Genomic DNA, 21,865 nt, shown 5'->3' with positions numbered 1-21,865 from the left:
CCTAGAGACTTTATAGGAGAAGATATGTCAAAAGATATTCGTGTGCGTTATGCACCAAGTCCAACAGGACTACTACACATCGGAAATGCCCGTACAGCATTGTTTAACTACTTGTATGCACGCCACCATGGTGGAACTTTTATCATCCGTATCGAGGATACTGACCGTAAGCGCCACGTCGAAGATGGAGAACGTTCACAGCTTGAAAACCTTCGTTGGTTGGGCATGGATTGGGATGAAAGTCCAGAGACTCATGAAAACTACCGCCAATCAGAGCGTTTGGAACTCTATCAAAAATATATCGACCAATTGCTTGCTGAAGGGAAAGCCTACAAATCTTACGTCACTGAAGAAGAGTTGGCAGCTGAACGTGAACGCCAAGAAGCAGCCGGTGAAACACCTCGCTACATCAATGAATACCTTGGCATGAGCGAAGAAGAAAAAGCAGCTTATATCGCGGAACGTGAAGCAGCAGGAATCATCCCAACGGTTCGTTTGGCTGTTAATGAATCTGGTATCTACAAATGGCATGATATGGTTAAAGGCGATATCGAATTTGAAGGTGGCAATATCGGTGGTGACTGGGTTATCCAAAAGAAAGATGGCTACCCAACTTACAACTTTGCCGTTGTAATTGATGACCACGATATGCAAATCTCTCACGTTATTCGTGGAGACGACCACATTGCTAACACACCAAAACAGCTCATGGTCTATGAAGCTCTTGGTTGGGAAGCTCCAGAGTTCGGTCATATGACCTTGATTATCAACTCTGAAACTGGTAAGAAGTTGTCTAAACGTGATACCAATACACTTCAATTTATCGAAGACTACCGTAAGAAGGGCTACCTGCCAGAAGCAGTCTTTAACTTTATCGCTCTTCTTGGCTGGAACCCTGGTGGGGAAGATGAAATCTTCTCTCGTGAAGAACTCATTAAACTTTTTGACGAAAACCGCCTCAGCAAGTCTCCAGCAGCCTTCGACCAGAAGAAACTTGACTGGATGAGCAATGACTACATCAAGAATGCGGACCTTGAGACTATCTTTGAAATGGCCAAACCATTCCTCGAAGCAGCAGGACGCTTGACAGATAAGGCTGAAAAATTGGTGGAACTCTACAAACCACAAATGAAGTCAGTGGACGAAATCGTTCCATTGACAGACCTCTTCTTCTCAGACTTCCCAGAATTGACAGAAGCTGAACGAGAAGTCATGGCTGGTGAAACAGTGCCAACGGTACTTGAAGCCTTCAAAGCAAAACTTGAAGCTATGTCAGATGACGAGTTTGTGGTAGAAAATATCTTCCCACAAATCAAAGCAGTCCAAAAAGAAACAGGTATCAAAGGGAAGAACCTCTTCATGCCAATCCGTATCGCCGTTTCAGGTGAAATGCATGGTCCTGAATTACCAGATACTATTTACTTGCTTGGTCGTGAAAAATCAATCCAACACATTGAAAAAATGTTGGCTGAAATTGCGAAATAATCTTACGAAATTAAATTTCGTTCTAGATATTTGTAGAAGTAAAAACTGAGAGAATCACATGGTTCTCTCTTTTTTATGAACATAGTAAAATCTCTTAAATGTATGATAAAGGATACTTTTAGGAATCCCTTTTAAAAAAAGCAATTTTTATATATACTTATTTGAAAATGCAAAAGTTTTAGTGTATAATACTAAGTGACAGGGCAAGGGAAAGAAGTCAGTGATATGGTAAAATTCTTTACAAACAGACTCGAATTAGCCCAGTCATCGTCTATGTTGTTTGTTGAGTCGACTTATTTTTTCTTTGCGTTTTGCTGGACACAGGAAGAAATTCATGAGTTCATGCAACTATCATCCATAACGATGCCTTCGTTTTCGATTCGAAGTTTATATGCGAGACTTTAGATTTAGATGTATATCTTACTAGAGGTGCATATTTTTCTCTTTCTTCTCCCCAAAATAGAAAGAAATCGACCTTGCTCTGTTTACCTTGCGTTAAGCAAGGTTTTTTTGTGGAATAGTAGTGGGCGATTTACGATTTTTCTATCAAGTGGTATAATATTAACTATCCTGATGAATTGAGGAAATCAAATGAAAGAATTTAACAAATCAATCAAATTAGAGCATGTGGCTTATGATATTCGTGGACCAGTTCTTGAGGAAGCCATGCGTATGCGAGCAAATGGAGAAAAAATCCTCCGTTTGAATACAGGGAACCCAGCTGAGTTTGGCTTTACAGCACCTGATGAGGTTATCCATGATTTGATTATGAATGCGCGTGATAGTGAAGGTTATTCAGATTCAAAAGGTATCTTTTCAGCCCGCAAAGCTATTATGCAGTACTGTCAGCTCAAAAAATTCCCAAATGTAGGTATTGATGATATCTATCTTGGAAATGGTGTTAGTGAGCTAATTGTTATGTCCATGCAAGGTCTCTTGGACAATGGCGATGAAGTCTTGGTTCCAATGCCTGACTACCCACTTTGGACAGCTGCAGTTAGCTTGGCTGGAGGAAATGCCGTTCACTACGTCTGTGATGAAGAAGCTGAATGGTATCCAGACCTAGATGACATTAAGTCTAAGATTAGTTCAAATACTAAGGCTATCGTTTTGATCAATCCAAATAATCCAACGGGAGCCCTCTATCCCAAAGAACTCTTACTAGATATCATTGAGATTGCTCGTCAAAATGACTTGATTATCTTTGCGGATGAAATCTACGACCGTATGGTTATGGATGGCAATGTCCACACACCAGTTGCTAGTTTGGCTCCAGACCTTTTCTGTGTCAGCATGAATGGTCTGTCTAAATCTCACCGTATCGCTGGTTTCCGTGTGGGTTGGATGGTCTTGTCTGGACCTAAACATCATGTAAAGGGCTATATTGAAGGTCTCAACATGCTTTCAAACATGCGTCTTTGTTCCAACGTCTTGGCTCAACAGGTTGTTCAAACTTCACTCGGTGGTCACCAATCGGTGGACGAATTACTCTTGCCAGGTGGTCGTATCTACGAGCAAAGAAACTTCATTTATAATGCCATTCAAGATATCCCAGGTTTGTCTGCGGTTAAACCTAAAGCGGGTCTTTATATCTTCCCTAAAATTGACCGCAATATGTACCGTATCGATGATGATGAACAGTTTGTCCTTGATTTCTTGAAACAAGAAAAAGTACTTTTGGTTCACGGACGAGGCTTTAACTGGAAAGAACCAGATCACTTCCGTATCGTTTATCTGCCACGCGTAGATGAGTTAGCCCAAATCCAAGAAAAGATGACACGTTTCTTGAAGCAGTATCGTAGATAAGGCTTTCATAGCAAAAAAGCTGGAAACATTTGTCAGAGCTATTGACAAATGCGAAAGAATCAGATAGAATAGTAAAGTATGTTTAGTAACTGATCACTTTATAGCCGGCTAAACGAATACAAAATCTATGAGGAGGTATTCATCGTGAAACGTACTTATCAACCAAGTAAACTACGTCGTGCGCGCAAACACGGATTCCGTAACCGTATGTCAACTAAAAACGGTCGTCGCGTATTGGCAGCTCGTCGTCGTAAAGGACGCAAAGTTTTGGCTGCATAATCCAAACGAATTCAACAAAGAAGTCAGTAGGAACTCGAGTCTACTGGCTTTTCTGTTGCCTAAAAAAGTGAATTTTCTAAAATACCTTTTTTAGAATAAAAACTTCAGCAGATGTATTGGAAAGACAGTATATAGAAAAAAGCTCAAAATCAGAAGGTGAATTTCTGATTTTGAGCTTTTCTTTATTCTTTCAAATGATAAGAGTAGCTAGCAACGACGACATCTTCGTGCCATCTGAGAGCATATTTTAATTTGAGGCTCATTTGATTGTGTAGGATATTTTGCCAAGGTTTGTTAGGGATAAATTGGGGTACTAGAACTGTAACCGTGTAGTTCTTTTTCTTAGCTTCTTGAGAGATTTTTCGAACATAGCGAACTGTAGGAGTGATGATATCTCGATAGCTAGTATTAATGTTTTTTAGAGTGATATTTGGGAAGTAGTCGGCAAATTCTTGGAGGATTTCTTGGTCTTTTTCCTCCGTTTCCTTGGTGGAAATGTGCATGGCCAAAACTTCATCTCCAATGCTTTGAGCGTAGTTAATAGCACCAACGCTGACTCTGGTAACATTTCCCACTAAGACAAGGACGACATTGCCATCGTAGGTTTTCTTTTGAATTCCTTCATAAAGTCGAAGCTGTTTGGCCACTTTTTGGTAATGACTGTGGATAGACAAAAAGAGGAAGGTTAAGACTAGGATAATTGGGAAGAAGGGCCAGATATCTCCAAGTCTGAAGAAGAGTAAGATAAGAACGATAGCATAACAAATGATGGCACCGAGGATATTTGCGAAGGCAGACTTTAAGAAATGAGAGCCTTTTTCTTTTTTCCAGTGGCGAATCATCCCTGTTTGAGAAAGGGCAAAGGGGACGAAGACTCCGATAGTATAGAGAGGAATCAAGCGTTCTGTATTTCCGTTAAAAATGAGCAGAAGGATCATAGCGCCAAAGGCCAAGGTTAGGATACCGTTTGAGTAACCTAGGCGATCTCCTTTTTCCATAAAAAGATGGGGCATGTACTTGTTTTTAGCCATATTGTAAGCCAACATTGGGAAGGCAGAAAAACCAGTATTTGCAGCAACGGCTAGGATTAGGGCAGTTGAAAATTGGAATAGATAATAAACAATCTGACCGAGAGCTGAATCCCCTAAAATCCCTTTAGCCATTTGTGAGAGGATTGTTTCTCCGTGTTGAGGAGTAATCCCCATCCAGTAGTTAAGGAAGGTAATTCCTGCAAAGAGAAATCCAAGAATCAGAGACATGATGGTCAATGTCTGAGCTGCGTTTTTCTCTTTGGGGGTCTTGAAAAATGGAACAGCATTTGAGATGGCTTCAACCCCGGTTAATGAAGCTGAACCGCTGGTAAAGGCTCTTAAAATCAGGACGATTGAGAGACTCGGGACAGTTTGACCAATTGCAGAAGTCGCATGATAGCTGAGAGAACCAGTCAATAGTTGGAAGATACCAAACAATAAGAGGAAGGCCGTGCTAAAGATAAAGAGATAGACAGGGATCATCAGAGAACTAGCAGATTCCCTCAAGCCTCGCAGATTCAAAAGCATGAGTAAACAGACCAAAAAAATGGAGATGTGGAGGTTGTAGGGATGGAGAGTAGGAAGTGCTGCTGTGATAGCATCAGCCCCTGCGGCCACGGATACGGCTACTGTTAGCATATAGTCAACAAGCAAGCTTCCACCGGCAATCAAACCGAGCTCAGGAGAAAGATTTTCTCGTGTTACCATATAGGCACCCCCACCTTGAGGGTAGGCGTGAATGATTTGTCGGTAAGAAATGGTTAGACTAGCAAGTAGCAAGAGGACAAAAATGCCGATAGGAAGACTCCACCAAATAGCAAGCGGAGATAGGCTAGCCAAGACAAGGACGACCTGCTCAGGTCCATAGGCGATAGATGAAAGGGCATCGCTTGATAGCATGGCAAGTGCCTGTGTTTTTCCAAGTAGCCCTCCTTCGCCTTCAGTTAAGGACTTGAGAGGACGACCGATAAAGGTATATTTAAGTTTTGTAAACATTTTCTTTCCTTTTTTAAAATTTTCAACAAGAGCTATTATACTGCTATGAAAATAAGTCGTCAAGAAAAAGTGAGTGATTTTAAAATATTTTTTCCTATAAGGATGAGAGCAGTTTTTTGGTATAATAGAAGGTAGAAAAAACGAGGAAATATAAATGATTTTTGATACACATACCCACTTGAATGTGGAAGAATTTTCAGGAAGAGAAGCAGAAGAAATAGCATTAGCAGCTGAAATGGGTGTGACTCGGATGAATATTGTTGGTTTTGACAAACCGACTATTGAGCGTGCCCTAGAGTTGGTGGAAGAATATGACCAACTCTATGCGACTATTGGATGGCATCCTACAGAAGCAGGAGATTATACAGAGGATATTGAGAATTACTTGCTAGAAAAACTAAAGCATCCAAAAGTTGTTGCCCTAGGTGAGATTGGTTTGGACTATCACTGGATGACAGCGCCTAAAGAAGTGCAAGAGAAGGTTTTCCGTCGTCAGATTCAGCTATCAAAGGAATTGGACTTACCTTTTGTAGTTCACACCCGTGATGCGCTCGAAGATACCTATGAAATTATCAAAAGTGAGGGAGTCGGTCCCCGTGGTGGCATCATGCACTCCTTCTCAGGTTCTCTGGAATGGGCTGAAAAGTTTGTGGAGTTAGGTATGACCATTTCCTTTTCTGGAGTGGTAACTTTCAAGAAGGCAACAGATATCCAGGAAGCAGCCAAAGAATTGCCTTTGGATAAGATTTTAGTAGAGACAGATGCGCCTTATTTAGCCCCAGTACCCAAGCGTGGTCGCGAAAACAAGACAGCTTACACGCGCTATGTAGTGGACTTTATTGCAGACTTGCGTGGCGTGACGGCAGAAGAAATAGCTGCTGCGACAAGTGCCAATGCAGAACGAATCTTTGGACTGGAAAGTAAATTATGAAAAAGAAAATTTCCCAAGTCATCGTAGTCGAAGGGCGTGATGATACGGCCAATCTCAAACGTTATTTTGATGTGGAGACCTATGAGACTCGTGGCTCCGCTATCAATGAGCAGGACCTTGAGCGTATCCAACGTCTACACCAACGTCATGGGGTGATTGTCTTTACAGATCCTGACTTTAATGGGGAACGAATCCGTCGGATGATTATGACGGCTGTTCCATCAGTGCAACACGCTTTTCTCAAACGTGATGAGGCAGTTCCTAAGTCCAAGACCAAGGGACGTTCTCTGGGGATTGAACACGCAAGCTATGAAGATCTAAAAACAGCGCTGGAACAAGTCACAGAGCAGTTTGAAGCAGAAAGTGACTTTGACATTAGCCGTAGTGACTTGATTCGATTAGGGTTTCTAGCTGGAGCAGACAGCCGAAAACGCAGAGAATATCTAGGAGAAAGCCTTCGTATTGGTTATTCCAATGGCAAACAGCTCCTCAAGCGTTTGGAATTGTTTGGTGTCAGTTTAGCTGAAGTTGAAGATGCCATGAAATCGTATGAGAATTGAGAATCCGTCCCAAAATGTAGGGGGAATATGATACAATAGAAGTAAGCATATACGGTTTAATCAGGCTTGATAGCAAGCATTAGAAAAGTGCTCCACGGGATTAGTCTTGCTTGGAGATAATGAGGAGAAGTTATGGGAATCTTTGATTTTTTAAAAAAGACGGAAACTGCAGAGGCAGCTGAAATCACTGAAGCACAGAAAGAAACAGAAGAATCTAAAAACAATGCATGTATTGGTGTTCTAGATTTGTTCTCGATGAAGGAAACGAATCAATTATTGATTGTTGGGAGTTTAGAAGGTAGTCTGAATGTTGGGGATCAGTTGCAATTTTGCAATCCCGACCAAGGAATGGAAAGTCTTGGTAGTGTAGAGGTTAAAAAACTCAGCAGTCAAAACAAAGATGCAGATAGTCTTACTGATGAAGTTCTCGTGCATCTAGTGGTTGATAGGATTCCTTCTTTGGATAAACTGAAAAAGGGAAGCGTGCTCTTTAGTTCAGGTGTTGATGAAGAGCAAAAATTATCTAGCTATTCAGATGCTCTTTATCGTGCTTTTGTAGCCATCCAAGAGGGGCAGTTAACAAATGAAGACTATTTGGCAGCTAGCCTTGATGATAGCGTAGAAATTTTACGTCTCTTTTTATGGAAATGCCGTCAAAATCAGGAAACTGAAAGTGAAGAAAGCTATCAAGCTAACACCCGCAAGTTGGAGCGTCTAGCAGAAATTGTCAAGGATAAGTTGTTAGCAGCAGATTCAGTTTATGCAGTTTTCTCAGAAAAAACAGGCGAACCCTATCTTTTCTCAACGACCTATGACAGGGGAGAAGAGGGGTATCTCTGTACGGATCCCATGATCATGCTTTTGACGCCATCTTGGTATCGCCAATTCAAGGAAACCATTGATAGTCGACCAAACTCTGTCGTAAAACTGATTGAAAATACGGAAGATAAAAAAGGGATTGAGAATTTCCTTGGAACAGCCTTTTACTTAAATGGTGCCTTGGGAGCAATCTTTAATTCCAAGGAAGTCAGCATCAGTGCTTCAGCCTTAGTCCAAAAACCAGATTTTTCTGATTTACCAGAAATACAAGTTCCTGTAATGAATCCTGACCTAGTAAGATGGATGTTGTTGATGGGACAATTGGATAGCCCGACGACAGAAGATGAAGAAGTAATTTATAGGCTCTATTATAAGTTCTTTTCAGAAGCTATGCCGAAAGCTAAATTCCTAATTCCTCTAGATGCGGCTTCGGAATTTAAGGGCGATAGTCAGGAAGGAAATTCCTTCGTTTTAGAAAAAGATTCTAGTTTCAACATTCCAGTTAAAGAAGGAAAAGATGGGCGAAATTCTGTGCCTGTATTTACTGATTGGAAACGTCTGCGAATGGTCTTTGATGAAAAATGGAATGGCATGATTGAAGAAGCAGGAGGCATGATTGAAGTTTTTGACTATGCCATTAATCCAACGGAATACTATGAAGCGGGTGCCTATGTTAGCCTAACAGCTTTTAAAGAGATGCAAAAGCTCAGTGAGGAACTAGAAGGCAGAGCTAAAGATTAGAGAGTTTCTTTACATTGGGAAACTATATAGTTTTATCTACATCCTACTTGAACCACTAACCTTTTTCAAAGATTGTGAAAGGAAATGATATGGCAAATAGAACTTATATTTACTTAAAAAACGGAGATGAAGCTCGTATTCTAACAGAGGGAATTTACACAATACCCTATTTTTGGCAATTATTTTGGGATGAAGAAGATTTAAAAGCTCCGATTGCTCTCTGGGAAACAGCAGAAAAACTGGAAGAAGATGAAGAGCAAGCAGAAAGATTTTACCAAGAGCAGAATGTAGATATCTTGCTTTCTATTGAAAAATTCCAGCAGAATGCCCTCAAAAACCGATCTTTTTTAGAAGAGAATGCCCCACAATCCGTGCAACTATATGATTCCTTTGTCCGTTATATTCTTGCAAACGTAAAAGATGGTGATGTGCTCGGATTTGATCTTTTAGATGTTGTTTTTATGGACCAAGTGTCTGTTGTTTCTGATAAACTGTTAAAAAATATACGAGCTATTCGGGGAAATCAACCCAAAGATTTAGATTTTTCTTTGACAGAAAAGAACTTAATTGGTCTTGCTATGGGCTTTCCTGATTATTATGCTTCAGAATTATTGCCAGAAGACAATATTCTAGATTCGGTTGCCTATCAGGATGAACTGAAGAAAATGAACCCCCAAGAAGATAAGAAAGTGCTTGATATGACTGGATCTGATTCAAAAGGGAACAAGCCTCGTGTTCTTTTAGTGTTTTGGATTTTGTTGGCACTAGGAATTATGTGGGTTTTATATATTATTTTTAGCTAATAAATAGAAAAGAGAATAAATGAGAATTGCAGATTATAGCGTGACCAAGGCAGTGCTGGAGCGTCACGGTTTTACCTTTAAAAAATCCTTCGGGCAAAATTTCCTGACGGATACCAATATCCTTCAAAAAATTGTGGATACGGCTGAGATTGATGACCAGGTCAATGTCATTGAGATCGGGCCAGGGATTGGTGCCTTGACGGAATTTTTGGCTGAGCGTGCAGCTCAAGTCATGGCTTTTGAGATTGATCACCGCTTGGTACCAATCCTAGAGGATACCTTACGTGATTTTGACAATGTGACCGTAGTCAACGAGGACATTCTAAAAGTTGACCTAGCGCAACATATCCAGAATTTCAAAAATCCTGACTTGCCAATCAAGGTAGTAGCCAACTTGCCTTACTATATCACGACACCTATTCTCATGCACTTGATTGAAAGTGGCATTCCTTTTAGTGAGTTTGTGGTCATGATGCAAAGAGAAGTGGCGGATCGTATCTCTGCTAAGCCAAATACCAAGGCTTACGGTAGCTTGTCGATTGCCGTTCAGTATTACATGACAGCTAAGGTTGCCTTTATTGTACCTCGTACGGTCTTTGTGCCAGCACCAAATGTTGACTCGGCTATCCTAAAAATGGTACGTCGTCCAGAACCGGCTGTAGCAGTAAAAGATGAGAACTTATTCTTTAAGGTTTCCAAGGCTAGTTTCACCCATCGTCGTAAAACCTTGTGGAATAACTTGACAGGTTACTTTGGAAAGACTGAAGAAGTCAAGGATAAATTGACTAAGGCTTTGGACCAGGCCGGACTATCCCCAAGTGTACGAGGAGAAGCTCTTGGCCTAGAAGAATTTGCTAGTCTAGCAGATGCGCTTAAAGGACAAGGACTCTAAGATGCAGGGACAAATCATTAAAGCTTTGGCTGGCTTCTACTATGTGGAAAGTGATGGTCAGGTTTATCAAACACGTGCGCGTGGGAATTTCCGTAAAAAAGGTCACACGCCCTACGTTGGAGATTGGGTAGATTTTTCTGCGGAGGAAAATTCCGAGGGTTATATCCTCAAGATTCACGAACGAAAAAATAGTCTGGTTCGCCCACCCATTGTCAATATTGACCAAGCTGTGGTGATTATGTCGGTCAAAGAGCCTGACTTTAATAGCAACTTATTGGATCGGTTCTTGGTTCTTTTGGAGCACAAGGGAATTCATCCTATCGTCTATATTTCCAAAATGGACTTGTTAGAGGATAGGGGAGAACTGGATTTTTACGAGAAAACCTATGATGCTATTGGTTACGACTTTGTGACGAGTAAAGAAGAACTTTTACCCTTGTTGACAGGCAAGGTTACGGTCTTCATGGGGCAGACAGGTGTTGGAAAGTCAACTTTGCTCAATAAAATCGCACCTGATCTCAATCTAGAAACGGGAGAAATCTCAGACAGTCTGGGTCGTGGTCGTCACACCACTCGAGCGGTTAGTTTTTACAATCTCAATGGTGGGAAAATCGCAGACACACCAGGTTTTTCATCGCTGGATTACGAGGTAACAACAGCAGAAGACCTTAATCAAGCCTTTCCAGAAATTGCTAGTGTCAGCCGAGACTGTAAGTTTCGTACATGTACTCATACCCATGAGCCATCTTGCGCAGTGAAACCAGCAGTAGAAGAGGGGATCATTGCTACCTTCCGTTTTGACAACTATTTGCAATTCCTCAGTGAGATTGAAAATCGTAGAGAAACTTATAAAAAAGTCAGCAAAAAAATTCCAAAATAAGGAGAAACCTATGTCTCAATACAAGATTGCTCCGTCAATTCTGGCAGCAGATTATGCCAACTTTGAACGTGAAATTAAACGCCTAGAAGCAACTGGGGCAGAATATGCCCATATCGATATCATGGATGGTCACTTTGTGCCACAAATCAGTTTTGGTGCAGGTGTGGTTGAAAGCCTTCGCCCTCATAGCAAGATGGTCTTTGACTGCCACTTGATGGTATCAAATCCCGAACATCATTTAGAAGATTTTGCGCGTGCGGGAGCAGATATTATCAGCATCCATGTCGAGGCAACACCTCATATCCATGGCGCTCTTCAAAAGATTCGTTCTCTCGGTGTTAAACCTTCGGTAGTCATCAATCCTGGTACGCCTGTTGAGTCTATCAAGCACGTGCTTCACTTAGTTGATCAAGTCTTGGTCATGACGGTGAATCCTGGCTTCGGTGGGCAAGCATTTCTGCCAGAAACCATGGATAAGGTACGTGAATTGGTTTCCCTTCGTGAGGAAAAAGATTTGAACTTTGAGATCGAAGTGGATGGTGGGATTGATGATAAAACCATTGCTCAAGCCAAAGAAGCTGGTGCAACAGTTTTTGTAGCAGGATCCTATGTCTTTAAGGGAGATGTCAATGAACGAGTGCAAGCTCTCAGAAAAGAACTGGACTAGAGTTGCAGTTTTTGCTGGTGGAGACCGTGGTCACTATCGAACAGATTTTGATTGCTATGTCGGTGTGGATCGAGGCTCGCTTTGGGTACTAGAGGAAAAACTTCCTCTTGCTCTTGCAGTTGGGGATTTTGATTCTGTGACTGTAGAAGAACGGCAGTTGATTCAGGCAAATGCCCAGCACTTTGTCCAAGCCCAGCCAGAAAAAGATGATACGGATCTGGAACTAGCGCTTTTAACGATTTTTGAAAAAAGTCCTCAAGCTCAGGTTACTATTTTTGGTGCTCTAGGTGGTCGCATTGACCATATGTTAGCTAATGTCTTTCTACCCAGCAATCTTAAATTGGCGCCCTATATGCGTCAAATAGAGATTGAGGATGGGCAAAATTTGATTAGCTATTGCCCAGAAGGAATCAGTCGACTTGAACCACGGTCGGACTACGATTATCTAGCCTTTATGCCAGTTCGGGATAGTCAGCTGACCATTCTTGGTGCCAAGTATGAACTGACAGAGGAGAATTTTTTCTTTAAGAAAGTTTACGCTTCTAACGAATATATAGATAGGGAAGTGTCAGTGACTTGCCCAGATGGCTATGTGGTTGTGCTGCATAGTAAGGACAGGAGGTAGGATGGAAAGTTTACTTGTTGTTTTATTAGTTGCTAATCTAGCCGGCCTCTTTCTTATTTGGCAAAGGCAGGACAAGCAGGAAAAATATCTGACCAAGAGCTTGGAGGACCAAGCAGATAACCTATCAGACCAGCTAGATTATCGATTTGAACAAGCCAGACAAGCTAGTCACCTAGATCAAAAAAATCTAGAAGTAGCTGTTAGTGACCGTTTGCAGGAGGTGCGACTTGAATTGCACCAAGGCTTGACTCAGCTTAGGCAGGAGATGAATGAAAATCTTCTCCAAACCAGAGATAAGACCGACCAACGCCTTCAGGCCTTGCAGGAATCAAATGAGCAACGCTTGGAACAGATGCGCCAAACGGTTGAGGAAAAGCTAGAAAAGACCTTGCAGACACGCCTTCAGGCCTCTTTTGAGACAGTTTCTAAGCAACTGGAATCTGTCAATCGTGGCCTTGGAGAAATGCAGACGGTGGCGCGAGATGTCGGTGCGCTTAATAAAGTCCTTTCTGGAACTAAAACTCGAGGAATTCTAGGAGAACTACAACTGGGACAGATTATTGAAGATATCATGACACCTGCCCAGTATGAACGAGAATTTGCAACAGTTGAAAACTCTAGTGAACGTGTGGAATACGCCATCAAGTTACCTGGACAAGGTGACCAGGAATATGTCTATCTACCGATTGATTCTAAGTTTCCACTGGCAGATTATTACCGTCTGGAAGAAGCCTATGAAGCGGGTGACAAGGACGAGATTGAGCGCTGTCGTAAGTCTCTCCTAGCAAGCGTCAAGCGTTTTGCTAAGGATATTAAGAGTAAGTACCTGGCGCCACCTCGGACAACCAATTTTGGAGTCTTGTTTGTTCCGACAGAAGGACTCTATTCGGAAATTGTTCGAAATCCGATTTTCTTTGATGATTTGAGACGGGAAGAGCAAATTATCGTTGCAGGTCCAAGTACCTTGTCGGCTCTTCTTAACTCCCTATCGGTTGGTTTCAAGACTCTAAACATTCAAAAAAGTGCCGACCATATTAGTAAAACCCTAGCTAGTGTCAAAACCGAATTTGGCAAGTTTGGTGGGATTCTGGTCAAGGCACAAAAACATCTCCAACATGCCTCTGGCAATATTGATGATTTATTAAACCGTCGTACTACAGCTATCGAGCGAACGCTTCGTCACATTGAGTTATCAGAAGGTGAGCCTGCGCTTGATTTGCTCCAATTCCAAGAAGATGAGGAAGAATATGAAGATTAGTCACATGAAGAAAGATGAGCTTTTTGAAGGCTTTTACCTGATCAAGTCAGCTGACCTGAGACAGACACGTGCTGGGAAAAACTACCTAGCCTTCACCTTCCAAGATGATAGTGGAGAAATCGAAGGGAAGCTCTGGGATGCTCAACCCCACAATGTTGAAACCTTTACAGCAGGGAAAGTAGTCCACATGCAGGGACGCCGAGAAGTTTATAATAACACCCCTCAGGTTAATCAGATCACCCTTCGCTTACCTCAGCCTGGCGAACCCAACGACCCAGCGGACTTTAAGGTTAAATCTCCAGTAGATGCCAAAGAGATTCGTGAGTATATGGCGCAGATGATTTTTAAAATTGAAAATCCAATTTGGCAGCGAATTGTTCGAAATCTCTACACCAAATATGACAAGGAATTCTACTCTTATCCAGCTGCTAAGACCAACCATCATGCTTTTGAGACAGGTCTTGCTTACCATACTGCTACTATGATTCGTTTGGCAGAAGCGATAGCAGATATTTATCCTCAGCTCAATAAGAGCTTGCTCTACGCGGGGATTATGTTACACGACCTGGCCAAGGTTATTGAGTTGACAGGTCCCGACCAGACAGAGTACACAGTAAGAGGAAACCTTATTGGTCATATTGCTTTGATTGATAGTGAAATTACCAAAGCGGTAATGGAGCTTGGCATTGATGATACTAGAGAAGAGGTTGTACTTCTCCGCCATGTCACTCTCAGTCACCATGGTCTCCTTGAGTATGGTAGTCCAGTTCGTCCTCGAGTGATGGAAGCAGAAATTATTCATATGATTGATAATTTGGATGCCAGCATGATGATGATGACAACAGCTCTGGCCCTTGTTGATGAGGGAGAAATGACCAATAAAGTCTTTGCTATGGACAATCGTTCCTTCTACAAGCCGAAATTAGACTAGAAACTAAAAAAATGAACTTTATTTAGGCAATAAAGTTCGTTTTTTTGCTTTAGTGTGATATAATGAGAAAAAGACTAAATAAAAAAGAATGGTAAAAATATAATGAAATTAAGAAGAAGTGATCGGATGGTTGTCATTTCCAATTACTTGATTAACAATCCATACAAATTAACCAGTCTCAACACTTTTGCGGAAAAGTATGAATCTGCCAAATCGTCTATTTCTGAAGACATCGTCATCATTAAACGGGCCTTCGAAGAAATTGAAATCGGGCATATTCAAACGGTGACAGGTGCTGGTGGTGGTGTTATTTTTACACCATCGATCTCTCCCCTTGAGTCTAAAACGATTATCGAAGAGCTTCGTGATAAACTTTCAGAGAGTGACCGCATTCTTCCAGGTGGCTACATTTATTTGTCTGACCTATTGAGCACTCCAGCTATTTTGAAAAATATCGGTCGCATTATTGCTAAGAGCTTTATGGATCAGAAGATTGATGCCGTTATGACTGTTGCGACCAAAGGGGTTCCGCTTGCGAATGCGGTAGCAAATGTCCTCAACGTACCATTTGTCATTGTCCGTCGCGACTTGAAAATCACTGAAGGTTCAACTGTTAGTGTCAACTATGTTTCAGGTTCTAGTGACCGTATCGAAAAGATGTTCCTTTCAAAACGTAGCCTCAAAGCAGGAAGCCGTGTCTTGATCGTCGATGACTTCTTGAAGGGTGGAGGAACCATTAACGGGATGATTAGCCTCTTGTCTGAGTTTGATTCAGAGTTGGCTGGAGTAGCCGTCTTTGCTGATAATGCACAGGAAGACCGTGAACAACAGTTCGACTACAAGTCACTCTTGAGAGTTACGAACATTGATGTGAAGAACCAACAAATTGCTGTTGAAGTTGGAAATATCTTCGATACAGAAAAATAAGAATTGACTTGAAATACAAAGGTTGGAACTTTCGTCCCAGCCTTTCTTTGATAATGAATATGAAGGAGTCCTATGAAAACACCATTTATTAAACGTGAAGCCTTAGAAAAGATTGTTGAAGAGTTTCCAACCCCTTTTCACCTCTACGATGAAAAAGGAATTCGCGAGAAAGCACGAGCAGTAAACAAAGCCTTTTCTTGGAATAAGGGCTTTAAAGAATACTTCGCAGTTAAGGCAACGCCAACTCCAGCCATCTTGAAAATCTTACAAGAAGAAGGATGTGGAGTGGATTGTTCCAGTTATGTTGAACTTTTGATGAGTCACAAGCTTGGGTTTACAGGGGCGGATATGATGTTCTCATCTAACAACACCCCAGATAGAGAATATGCCTATGCTCGTGAATTAGGTGCGACGATTAATTTAGATGCCTTTGAAGATATCGAGCATTTGGAACGTGCGGCAGGCATCCCTGAGATTATATCTTGCCGTTACAATCCTGGTGGAGTATTTGAACTGGGTACGGATATTATGGATAATCCTGGTGAAGCTAAGTTCGGGATGACTAAGGAACAGCTTTTTGAAGCCTTTGCCATCTTGAAAGAAAAGGGAGCTAAAACCTTTGGGATTCATTCCTTCCTAGCTTCCAATACAGTGACCCATCTCTACTATCCAGAATTAGCACGTCAGCTTTTTGAATTGGCAGTAGAAATCAAGGATAAATTGGGTATTTCACTGGACTTTATCAATCTTTCTGGAGGTATCGGAATTAACTACCGCCCAGATCAAGAGCCTAATGATATCGCTTTGATTGGTGAGGGAGTTCGTCAGGTTTATGAAGAAGTCCTCACACCAGCAGGACTTGGTCAGGTTAAGATTTTTACAGAACTAGGGCGCTTTATGTTGGCACCTCATGGAATTTTAGTCACAAAAGTAACTCATAAAAAGAAAACCTACCGTACATATCTAGGAGTAGATGCCTCAGCTGTTAACCTTATGAGACCAGCTATGTATGGTGCCTATCACCATATTACTAATATGATGCATCCTGATGGTCAGACTGAAGTGGTTGATGTTGTTGGTTCTCTTTGTGAAAACAACGACAAGTTTGCAGTTAATCGTGAGATACCTCAAACAGAAATTGGTGATTTATTAGTCATTCATGATACAGGTGCGCATGGCTTCTCTATGGGTTACCAGTACAATGCCAAGCTTCGTTCGGCAGAAATTCTCTACACAGAGGATGGTGAAGCACGCTTGATCCGCCGAGCAGAGCGACCAGAGGACTATTTTGCGACTCTCTATGGCTTTGATTTTGACAAGGATTAATAAATATTTTGAAAATCATGAAAGTTGAAAGTGAAAAACAGATTGTTTTCTAAAAAATAGGCAAAATCTGTGGTTTTTCTTTTCAGTCATGGTATAATAAAGACTATAAAACGTTTTCAAGGAAGGTAACGATATGTCTGAGGAAATAATTGACTATGGACAAGTGACAGGAATGGTGCATTCGACAGAGAGTTTTGGGGCGGTAGATGGCCCTGGAATTCGTTTTATTGTCTTTTTGCAAGGCTGTCAGATGCGTTGCCAATATTGCCATAACCCAGATACTTGGGCTATGGAAACAAATAAATCTCGTGTACGAACGGTAGATGATGTTCTAGAAGAAGCGCTTCGTTATCGTGGTTTCTGGGGTGACAAGGGAGGTATCACAGTCAGTGGAGGAGAAGCCCTCTTGCAGATTGATTTCTTGATTGCCCTCTTTACTAAGGCAAAGGAAAAAGGTATCCACTGCACCTTGGATACTTGTGCCCTTCCATTCCGTAACAAACCACGCTATCTAGAAAAGTTCAACAAGTTAATGGCCGTGACAGACTTGGTACTCCTTGATATCAAGGAAATCAACGAAGCACAACACAAGATTGTTACCAGTCAAACCAATAAAAATATTCTGGCTTGTGCTCAGTACTTGTCAGAAATCGGTAAACCTGTTTGGATTCGTCACGTTCTTGTACCTGGATTGACAGATCGCGATGAAGATTTGATTGAGCTTGGGAAGTTTGTAAAAACTCTCAAAAATGTTGATAAGTTTGAAATCTTGCCTTATCACACTATGGGTGAGTTCAAATGGCGTGAACTTGGGATTCCATATTCCCTTGAAGGAGTTAAACCTCCAACAGCAGATCGCGTCAAGAATGCTAAGGAATTGATGGATACAGAAAGCTATCAAGATTACATGAAACGTGTACATGGATAAAATGAAAGAAGAGGTCGGGATTTTTTCTTGGCCTCTTTTTGACTATAGAAAAGGCTCAGCATTTAAGCTAAGCCTTTTATTTTTTATCTAGAATGTTGTTTTCCAGCATTGCGTTTTTTGTTTTTCTTCTTATTAGAAGTTGTGATAGCTGTTGCTGGTTCAGGGGTTACATCTTTACGAGTGCTTGAAGTTTTGCTTGCTTTTGGTGGATTCTTAGCAAATTCTTCACGTACTTTTTTACGAAGTTTTGGACGAACGATGTAGTTGATGATGAATTGTTGGAGAATCATCATGAAACCACCGACAACCCAGTAAAGTGTAACGCTGGCTGGTGAGAAGACAGAGAACACGACAATCATGAGAGGGCTCATATAAAGCATCTTCTTGATTTGTTCTCTTTGAGTTTCATCCTCAACTCCATGAAGAGAAAGGAGTGATTGAAGATAGTAAAGGATACCAGCAAAGGCAACCAAAATCATACTAGGTGAGCCTAGAGGAATTCCTAGGTAGCTTGCTTGGGCAACTCCTTCAGTATGTTGGGCAGCAAAGTAGATAGCAGAGAAGAAAGGCATTTGAATGAGGATAGGGAAACATCCCACGCCGCCAAACATGCTGATGCCGTGCTCTTTTTGAGCAGCAAAGAGAGCTTGTTGAGCTTCTAGTTTTTCTTCTTGAGTTGTTGCTTCTTTCAGGCGAGTCTGATGTGGTTCAAGGACGTGCTTGAGAGCATTCATCTTCTCAGAGTGAAGCGTTGCCTTCCATGATTGGTAGATACCAAGTGGGAGGATAATCAAGCGAACGATAATGGTTACGATGATGATTCCAACACCGAAACCGAGACCTTGATCATTAGCGAAGTATTTGATAGCTTCTCCCATTGGAGCACCCAAGAAATCCCAAACAGGTCCAGTTGGGAGTCCTGTTGCTTTATCAACCTGAACGCAACCTGTCAAGACTAATAGCATAGCCACTCCCATGACTGAGAGAGCGATTCGTTTAATTGATTTCACTGTTTTTATTCCTTCTTTAAAAATTATACCTTTCTATTCTACTGTTTTTTTGGAAAATATACAATAGTTCTAGAGACCTAATTTGCGACTTTGAAGTCTGAATAAGATGGAAAGTTACTCAATTGAACATCAAGATAGGTTACTTTAGAGAATGGGGTAGGGCCTTTTCGAATCTCTTGGATAAACTTGGCCATGATGGCTGAAGATTCTGCTTGGGCAAGAATTTCAACGGTTCCGTCATCGTTATTCCAGACACGACCCGTAATGCCACCTAGTTCTAGAGCTAGGGTATAGACACCCCAGCGGAAGCCCACTCCTTGGACGCGACCTTGGGCGATCATTTTAACCTTTTGCATACCAAACCTCCTTGATTGTGTTATAATATTTCTATGACTATTATAACCTCTAAAGCCAATTCTGTGGTAAAAAATGCCAAGAAATTACATCAAAAAAAATATCGGAAAACCTCTTATCTGATTGAGGGATGGCATCTGTTTGAAGAAGCTATTCAAGCAGGTGCAAAGATTGAGAAAATTTTTGCTCTCGCAGAGTATGGTGAAAAATTAGTAGACTATCCTCAGACTGTCCTTGTGACAGAAGAAATCTTGCTCGATTTAGCAGATTCTCAAACGCCTCAGGGCATTGTTGCCATTGTTCAAAAGGAGGAGGAGCATTTACCAGATTTGAGCCAAGGAAAGTATCTCTTTTTAGAAGATGTGCAGGATCCTGGAAATGTTGGGACCATGATTCGGACGGCAGATGCAGCAGGTTTTTCTGGAGTCATCGTTTCCAGCAAGTCAGCAGATATCTATAGCCTCAAAACGCTTCGCTCCATGCAAGGCAGTCATTTCCATTTGCCGATTTATCGTATGTCTGTCGAAGGGTTTGTGGAACAAGCTAAAAAGAGCGGTTTACCAATTCTGGCAACCACCTTATCACAAAACTCTAAAGATTATCGTGAACTGACTCGGTTAGAAGATTTTGCCTTAGTCATGGGAAATGAAGGTCAAGGGATTAGTCCATTCATGACAGACCAGGCAGACCAATTGGTCCACATCAGCATGAAAGGGCAGGCAGAAAGCCTCAATGTCGCCATTGCTGCAGGTATACTCATGTTTTATTTGAGTTAAATGATTTAATTTTTGTTATAATCAGTAAAAAGATTTCATAAGGAGAAAAAGATATGAATCAAACAATTATTCAAGAACGTTCAGGTTTGAATCAATTTTATGCAAAAGTTTATGCTTTTGTAGGGATTGGGATCGCCTTATCTGCACTTGTTTCAGCCTTGATGTTAACAACCTTCCAAGACCTTCTTGTTCAGTTGATGTTTAACGCCCGCATATGGTTAATCGTAACAGGAGTAGTTGAAGTTGCTCTTGTAATTGCAGCAAGTAATATGGCTTATAAAAATAGCCCAGCAGCTCTTCCGATGTTTCTCATCTATTCAGTAGTGAACGGTTTTTCACTGAGTTTCATCGTATCGCTCTATCTACCAGGAACGGTTCTAACGGCTTTCATTTCTAGCGCTGCCCTTTTCTTTGTCATGGCAATTGTCGGAGTTGTGATTAAAAAGGACTTGAGTGGTATCGGGCGTGCTTTGATTGGAGCCCTGGTGGGTCTTATCTTGGCTATGATTGTCAATGTATTTTTAAACAGTGGCCTCTTCGACTACATTATCAGTATTGTCATGGTTCTTGTTTTTGCAGGTTTGATTGCTTGGGATAACCAAAAGATTCGCTATGTTTATGAAGAATCAAATGGTCAAGTCGCTACAGGTTGGGCAATTTCATTGGCACTGAGTCTCTACCTTGACTTTATTAACATTTTCCTTAGCTTCTTGCGTATCTTTGGAAGTGACGATTAATACTTTTAGAGCTCAAATGAGCTCTTTTTTTAATTTTTACTTTTATTTTTACTGGCAAAAGGGTATAATCATCTTATTATTTAAAAGGAGAGATGTATGAAGAAAAGTTTTATCCATCAACAGGAAGAAATTTCCTTTGTAAAAAATACCTTTACCCAGTATTTGAAAGATAAATTAGAAGTTGTGGAAGTGCAGGGACCAATCTTGAGTAAGGTTGGGGACGGGATGCAGGACAACCTTTCAGGGATTGAACATCCAGTTTCTGTTAAGGTTTTGCAAATCCCAGATGAAACCTATGAAGTGGTGCATTCCCTTGCTAAGTGGAAACGCCATACCTTGGCCCGTTTTGGTTTTGGTGAGGGAGAAGGACTCTTTGTTCACATGAAGGCTCTTCGTCCAGACGAAGATTCGCTAGATGCAACTCACTCAGTCTATGTAGACCAGTGGGATTGGGAAAAAGTTATTCCAAACGGACAGCGCAATCTTGCCTATCTTAAAGAAACGGTAGAAAAGATTTATAAGGCTATTCGTTTGACAGAGTTAGCAGTAGAAGCTCGCTACGATATTGAGTCAATTCTACCTAAACAAATTACTTTTATCCATACTGAAGAGTTGGTGGAACGCTACCCAGACTTGACACCAAAAGAACGTGAAAATGCTATCTGTAAGGAATTCGGTGCGGTCTTCTTAATTGGTATCGGTGGAGAATTGTCAGATGGAAAACCTCATGACGGACGTGCACCAGACTATGATGACTGGACAACTGAGTCTGAAAATGGCTATCATGGCTTGAATGGGGACATCCTTGTTTGGAATGATAATTTGGGTGCAGCCTTTGAATTGTCTTCAATGGGCATTCGTGTCGATGAAGACACTCTCCGTCGCCAAGTAGCTATCACAGGAGACGAAGACCGTTTAACTTTAGAATGGCATAAGGCTCTCCTAAATGGACTCTTCCCATTGACAATCGGTGGAGGAATTGGCCAATCTCGTATGGCTATGTTCCTGCTTCGTAAGAAGCACATCGGTGAAGTCCAAACCAGTGTTTGGCCACAAGAAGTCAGAGATACTTACGAAAATATTCTTTAATCAATCGAGCCGTA

At 41.4% G+C, this 21,865-nt stretch carries 22 protein-coding genes; 19 read left to right on the top strand and 3 right to left on the bottom strand.

Annotated elements, in window-relative coordinates:
* Nucleotides 1–24 precede the first annotated feature (24 nt).
* From gltX to rpmH, 3 genes are all read left to right on the top strand, one after another.
* Complete coding sequence (gene gltX / locus QM460_RS07180; protein WP_414289660.1) at nucleotides 25–1,485, top strand: glutamate--tRNA ligase; 1,461 nt, start codon at nucleotides 25–27, stop codon at nucleotides 1,483–1,485.
* A gap of 591 nt (nucleotides 1,486–2,076) precedes the next feature.
* On the top strand, nucleotides 2,077–3,291 hold the full coding sequence (locus QM460_RS07175) for a pyridoxal phosphate-dependent aminotransferase (protein WP_045762715.1): 1,215 nt from the start codon (nucleotides 2,077–2,079) through the stop codon (nucleotides 3,289–3,291).
* A 144-nt stretch (nucleotides 3,292–3,435) separates the two neighbouring features.
* The gene (gene rpmH, locus QM460_RS07170; protein ID WP_000831905.1) at nucleotides 3,436–3,570 is read left to right on the top strand and encodes a 50S ribosomal protein L34; all 135 of its coding nucleotides are present in this window, start codon (nucleotides 3,436–3,438) and stop codon (nucleotides 3,568–3,570) included.
* A 182-nt stretch (nucleotides 3,571–3,752) separates the two neighbouring features.
* Here the strand turns inward: rpmH and QM460_RS07165 are convergent, their stop codons facing one another.
* Nucleotides 3,753–5,597, bottom strand: a complete 1,845-nt coding sequence (locus QM460_RS07165) for an APC family permease (protein WP_414289659.1) — start codon at nucleotides 5,595–5,597, stop codon at nucleotides 3,753–3,755.
* A gap of 154 nt (nucleotides 5,598–5,751) precedes the next feature.
* Between QM460_RS07165 and QM460_RS07160 the strand changes: the two genes are divergently transcribed.
* From QM460_RS07160 to pflA, 13 genes are all read left to right on the top strand, one after another.
* Nucleotides 5,752–6,528, top strand: a complete 777-nt coding sequence (locus QM460_RS07160; protein WP_414289658.1) for a TatD family hydrolase — start codon at nucleotides 5,752–5,754, stop codon at nucleotides 6,526–6,528.
* Nucleotides 6,525–7,088, top strand: coding sequence for a ribonuclease M5 (gene rnmV / locus QM460_RS07155; RefSeq protein ID WP_223140191.1), 564 nt, complete (start codon nucleotides 6,525–6,527; stop codon nucleotides 7,086–7,088). Before QM460_RS07160 ends, rnmV begins: the two co-directional genes overlap by 4 nt.
* A 132-nt stretch (nucleotides 7,089–7,220) precedes the next feature.
* A complete protein-coding gene (locus QM460_RS07150; RefSeq protein WP_414289657.1) occupies nucleotides 7,221–8,648 on the top strand; it encodes an SseB family protein in 1,428 nt (475 codons plus the stop codon).
* An 89-nt stretch (nucleotides 8,649–8,737) separates the two neighbouring features.
* Complete coding sequence (locus tag QM460_RS07145; protein ID WP_414289656.1) at nucleotides 8,738–9,451, top strand: dimethyladenosine transferase; 714 nt, start codon at nucleotides 8,738–8,740, stop codon at nucleotides 9,449–9,451.
* 19 nt (nucleotides 9,452–9,470) lie between these two features.
* Nucleotides 9,471–10,343, top strand: coding sequence for a 16S rRNA (adenine(1518)-N(6)/adenine(1519)-N(6))-dimethyltransferase RsmA (gene rsmA, locus QM460_RS07140; RefSeq protein WP_414289655.1), 873 nt, complete (start codon nucleotides 9,471–9,473; stop codon nucleotides 10,341–10,343).
* 1 nt (nucleotide 10,344) lies between these two features.
* Nucleotides 10,345–11,223: a ribosome small subunit-dependent GTPase A gene (gene rsgA, locus QM460_RS07135; RefSeq protein ID WP_414289672.1), complete on the top strand. Its 879-nt coding sequence runs from the start codon at nucleotides 10,345–10,347 to the stop codon at nucleotides 11,221–11,223.
* Between the two features lie 10 nt (nucleotides 11,224–11,233).
* Nucleotides 11,234–11,890, top strand: a complete 657-nt coding sequence (gene rpe, locus QM460_RS07130) for a ribulose-phosphate 3-epimerase (RefSeq protein WP_316107673.1) — start codon at nucleotides 11,234–11,236, stop codon at nucleotides 11,888–11,890.
* Nucleotides 11,853–12,515 (top strand): thiamine diphosphokinase, encoded by a 663-nt coding sequence (locus tag QM460_RS07125; RefSeq protein ID WP_414289654.1) that lies wholly within the window; start codon nucleotides 11,853–11,855, stop codon nucleotides 12,513–12,515. Before rpe ends, QM460_RS07125 begins: the two co-directional genes overlap by 38 nt.
* 1 nt (nucleotide 12,516) lies before the next feature.
* Nucleotides 12,517–13,773, top strand: a complete 1,257-nt coding sequence (rmuC, locus tag QM460_RS07120; protein WP_414289653.1) for a DNA recombination protein RmuC — start codon at nucleotides 12,517–12,519, stop codon at nucleotides 13,771–13,773.
* Nucleotides 13,763–14,704 carry a 3'-5' exoribonuclease YhaM family protein gene (locus QM460_RS07115; protein ID WP_414289652.1) on the top strand — a complete coding sequence of 314 codons (942 nt, stop codon included), beginning with the start codon at nucleotides 13,763–13,765 and terminating at the stop codon, nucleotides 14,702–14,704. Before rmuC ends, QM460_RS07115 begins: the two co-directional genes overlap by 11 nt.
* A 102-nt stretch (nucleotides 14,705–14,806) precedes the next feature.
* Nucleotides 14,807–15,631, top strand: a complete 825-nt coding sequence (purR, locus tag QM460_RS07110) for a pur operon repressor (RefSeq protein ID WP_006146682.1) — start codon at nucleotides 14,807–14,809, stop codon at nucleotides 15,629–15,631.
* Between the two features lie 72 nt (nucleotides 15,632–15,703).
* A complete protein-coding gene (locus QM460_RS07105; RefSeq protein WP_414289651.1) occupies nucleotides 15,704–16,957 on the top strand; it encodes a diaminopimelate decarboxylase in 1,254 nt (417 codons plus the stop codon).
* Nucleotides 16,958–17,090: 133 nt separating this feature from the next.
* Entirely contained in the window at nucleotides 17,091–17,885 is a 795-nt protein-coding gene (gene pflA / locus QM460_RS07100) for a pyruvate formate-lyase-activating protein (protein WP_001287990.1), read from the top strand.
* Between the two features lie 83 nt (nucleotides 17,886–17,968).
* On the opposite strand, the gene yidC is transcribed toward pflA, so the two are convergent.
* Together yidC and QM460_RS07090 are read right to left on the bottom strand one after the other, a co-directional pair.
* Nucleotides 17,969–18,895, bottom strand: coding sequence for a membrane protein insertase YidC (gene yidC, locus QM460_RS07095; RefSeq protein WP_414289650.1), 927 nt, complete (start codon nucleotides 18,893–18,895; stop codon nucleotides 17,969–17,971).
* Nucleotides 18,896–18,972: 77 nt separating this feature from the next.
* Nucleotides 18,973–19,251, bottom strand: a complete 279-nt coding sequence (locus tag QM460_RS07090; RefSeq protein ID WP_001174501.1) for an acylphosphatase — start codon at nucleotides 19,249–19,251, stop codon at nucleotides 18,973–18,975.
* Between the two features lie 33 nt (nucleotides 19,252–19,284).
* On the opposite strand from QM460_RS07090, the gene QM460_RS07085 reads away from it, so the two are divergent.
* The 3 genes from QM460_RS07085 (at nucleotide 19,285) to asnA (ending at nucleotide 21,851) form a co-directional block, all read left to right on the top strand.
* The gene (locus QM460_RS07085) at nucleotides 19,285–20,025 is read left to right on the top strand and encodes a TrmH family RNA methyltransferase (RefSeq protein WP_414289649.1); all 741 of its coding nucleotides are present in this window, start codon (nucleotides 19,285–19,287) and stop codon (nucleotides 20,023–20,025) included.
* 53 nt (nucleotides 20,026–20,078) lie between these two features.
* Nucleotides 20,079–20,762 (top strand): Bax inhibitor-1 family protein, encoded by a 684-nt coding sequence (locus QM460_RS07080; RefSeq protein WP_414289648.1) that lies wholly within the window; start codon nucleotides 20,079–20,081, stop codon nucleotides 20,760–20,762.
* A gap of 96 nt (nucleotides 20,763–20,858) precedes the next feature.
* Nucleotides 20,859–21,851, top strand: a complete 993-nt coding sequence (asnA, locus tag QM460_RS07075) for an aspartate--ammonia ligase (protein ID WP_000747986.1) — start codon at nucleotides 20,859–20,861, stop codon at nucleotides 21,849–21,851.
* Nucleotides 21,852–21,865: the final 14 nt, after the last annotated feature.

Source organism: Streptococcus infantis (assembly GCF_047464415.1).
GTDB lineage: Bacteria > Bacillota > Bacilli > Lactobacillales > Streptococcaceae > Streptococcus > Streptococcus infantis_AE.
This window is presented reverse-complemented; position numbering and strand designations above follow the sequence as displayed.

Excerpts from the sequence above, each read along its gene's own strand:
- gltX (WP_414289660.1), top strand. The coding sequence starts at position 25 with ATGTCAAAAGATATTCGTGTGCGTTATGCACCAAGTCCAACAGGACTA.
- QM460_RS07175 (WP_045762715.1), top strand. The coding sequence starts at position 2,077 with ATGAAAGAATTTAACAAATCAATCAAATTAGAGCATGTGGCTTATGAT.
- QM460_RS07165 (WP_414289659.1), bottom strand. The coding sequence starts at position 5,597 with ATGTTTACAAAACTTAAATATACCTTTATCGGTCGTCCTCTCAAGTCC.
- QM460_RS07160 (WP_414289658.1), top strand. The coding sequence starts at position 5,752 with ATGATTTTTGATACACATACCCACTTGAATGTGGAAGAATTTTCAGGA.
- rnmV (WP_223140191.1), top strand. The coding sequence starts at position 6,525 with ATGAAAAAGAAAATTTCCCAAGTCATCGTAGTCGAAGGGCGTGATGAT.
- QM460_RS07150 (WP_414289657.1), top strand. The coding sequence starts at position 7,221 with ATGGGAATCTTTGATTTTTTAAAAAAGACGGAAACTGCAGAGGCAGCT.
- QM460_RS07145 (WP_414289656.1), top strand. The coding sequence starts at position 8,738 with ATGGCAAATAGAACTTATATTTACTTAAAAAACGGAGATGAAGCTCGT.
- rsmA (WP_414289655.1), top strand. The coding sequence starts at position 9,471 with ATGAGAATTGCAGATTATAGCGTGACCAAGGCAGTGCTGGAGCGTCAC.
- rsgA (WP_414289672.1), top strand. The coding sequence starts at position 10,345 with ATGCAGGGACAAATCATTAAAGCTTTGGCTGGCTTCTACTATGTGGAA.
- rpe (WP_316107673.1), top strand. The coding sequence starts at position 11,234 with ATGTCTCAATACAAGATTGCTCCGTCAATTCTGGCAGCAGATTATGCC.
- QM460_RS07125 (WP_414289654.1), top strand. The coding sequence starts at position 11,853 with ATGAACGAGTGCAAGCTCTCAGAAAAGAACTGGACTAGAGTTGCAGTT.
- rmuC (WP_414289653.1), top strand. The coding sequence starts at position 12,517 with ATGGAAAGTTTACTTGTTGTTTTATTAGTTGCTAATCTAGCCGGCCTC.
- QM460_RS07115 (WP_414289652.1), top strand. The coding sequence starts at position 13,763 with ATGAAGATTAGTCACATGAAGAAAGATGAGCTTTTTGAAGGCTTTTAC.
- purR (WP_006146682.1), top strand. The coding sequence starts at position 14,807 with ATGAAATTAAGAAGAAGTGATCGGATGGTTGTCATTTCCAATTACTTG.
- QM460_RS07105 (WP_414289651.1), top strand. The coding sequence starts at position 15,704 with ATGAAAACACCATTTATTAAACGTGAAGCCTTAGAAAAGATTGTTGAA.
- pflA (WP_001287990.1), top strand. The coding sequence starts at position 17,091 with ATGTCTGAGGAAATAATTGACTATGGACAAGTGACAGGAATGGTGCAT.
- QM460_RS07090 (WP_001174501.1), bottom strand. The coding sequence starts at position 19,251 with ATGCAAAAGGTTAAAATGATCGCCCAAGGTCGCGTCCAAGGAGTGGGC.
- QM460_RS07085 (WP_414289649.1), top strand. The coding sequence starts at position 19,285 with ATGACTATTATAACCTCTAAAGCCAATTCTGTGGTAAAAAATGCCAAG.
- QM460_RS07080 (WP_414289648.1), top strand. The coding sequence starts at position 20,079 with ATGAATCAAACAATTATTCAAGAACGTTCAGGTTTGAATCAATTTTAT.
- asnA (WP_000747986.1), top strand. The coding sequence starts at position 20,859 with ATGAAGAAAAGTTTTATCCATCAACAGGAAGAAATTTCCTTTGTAAAA.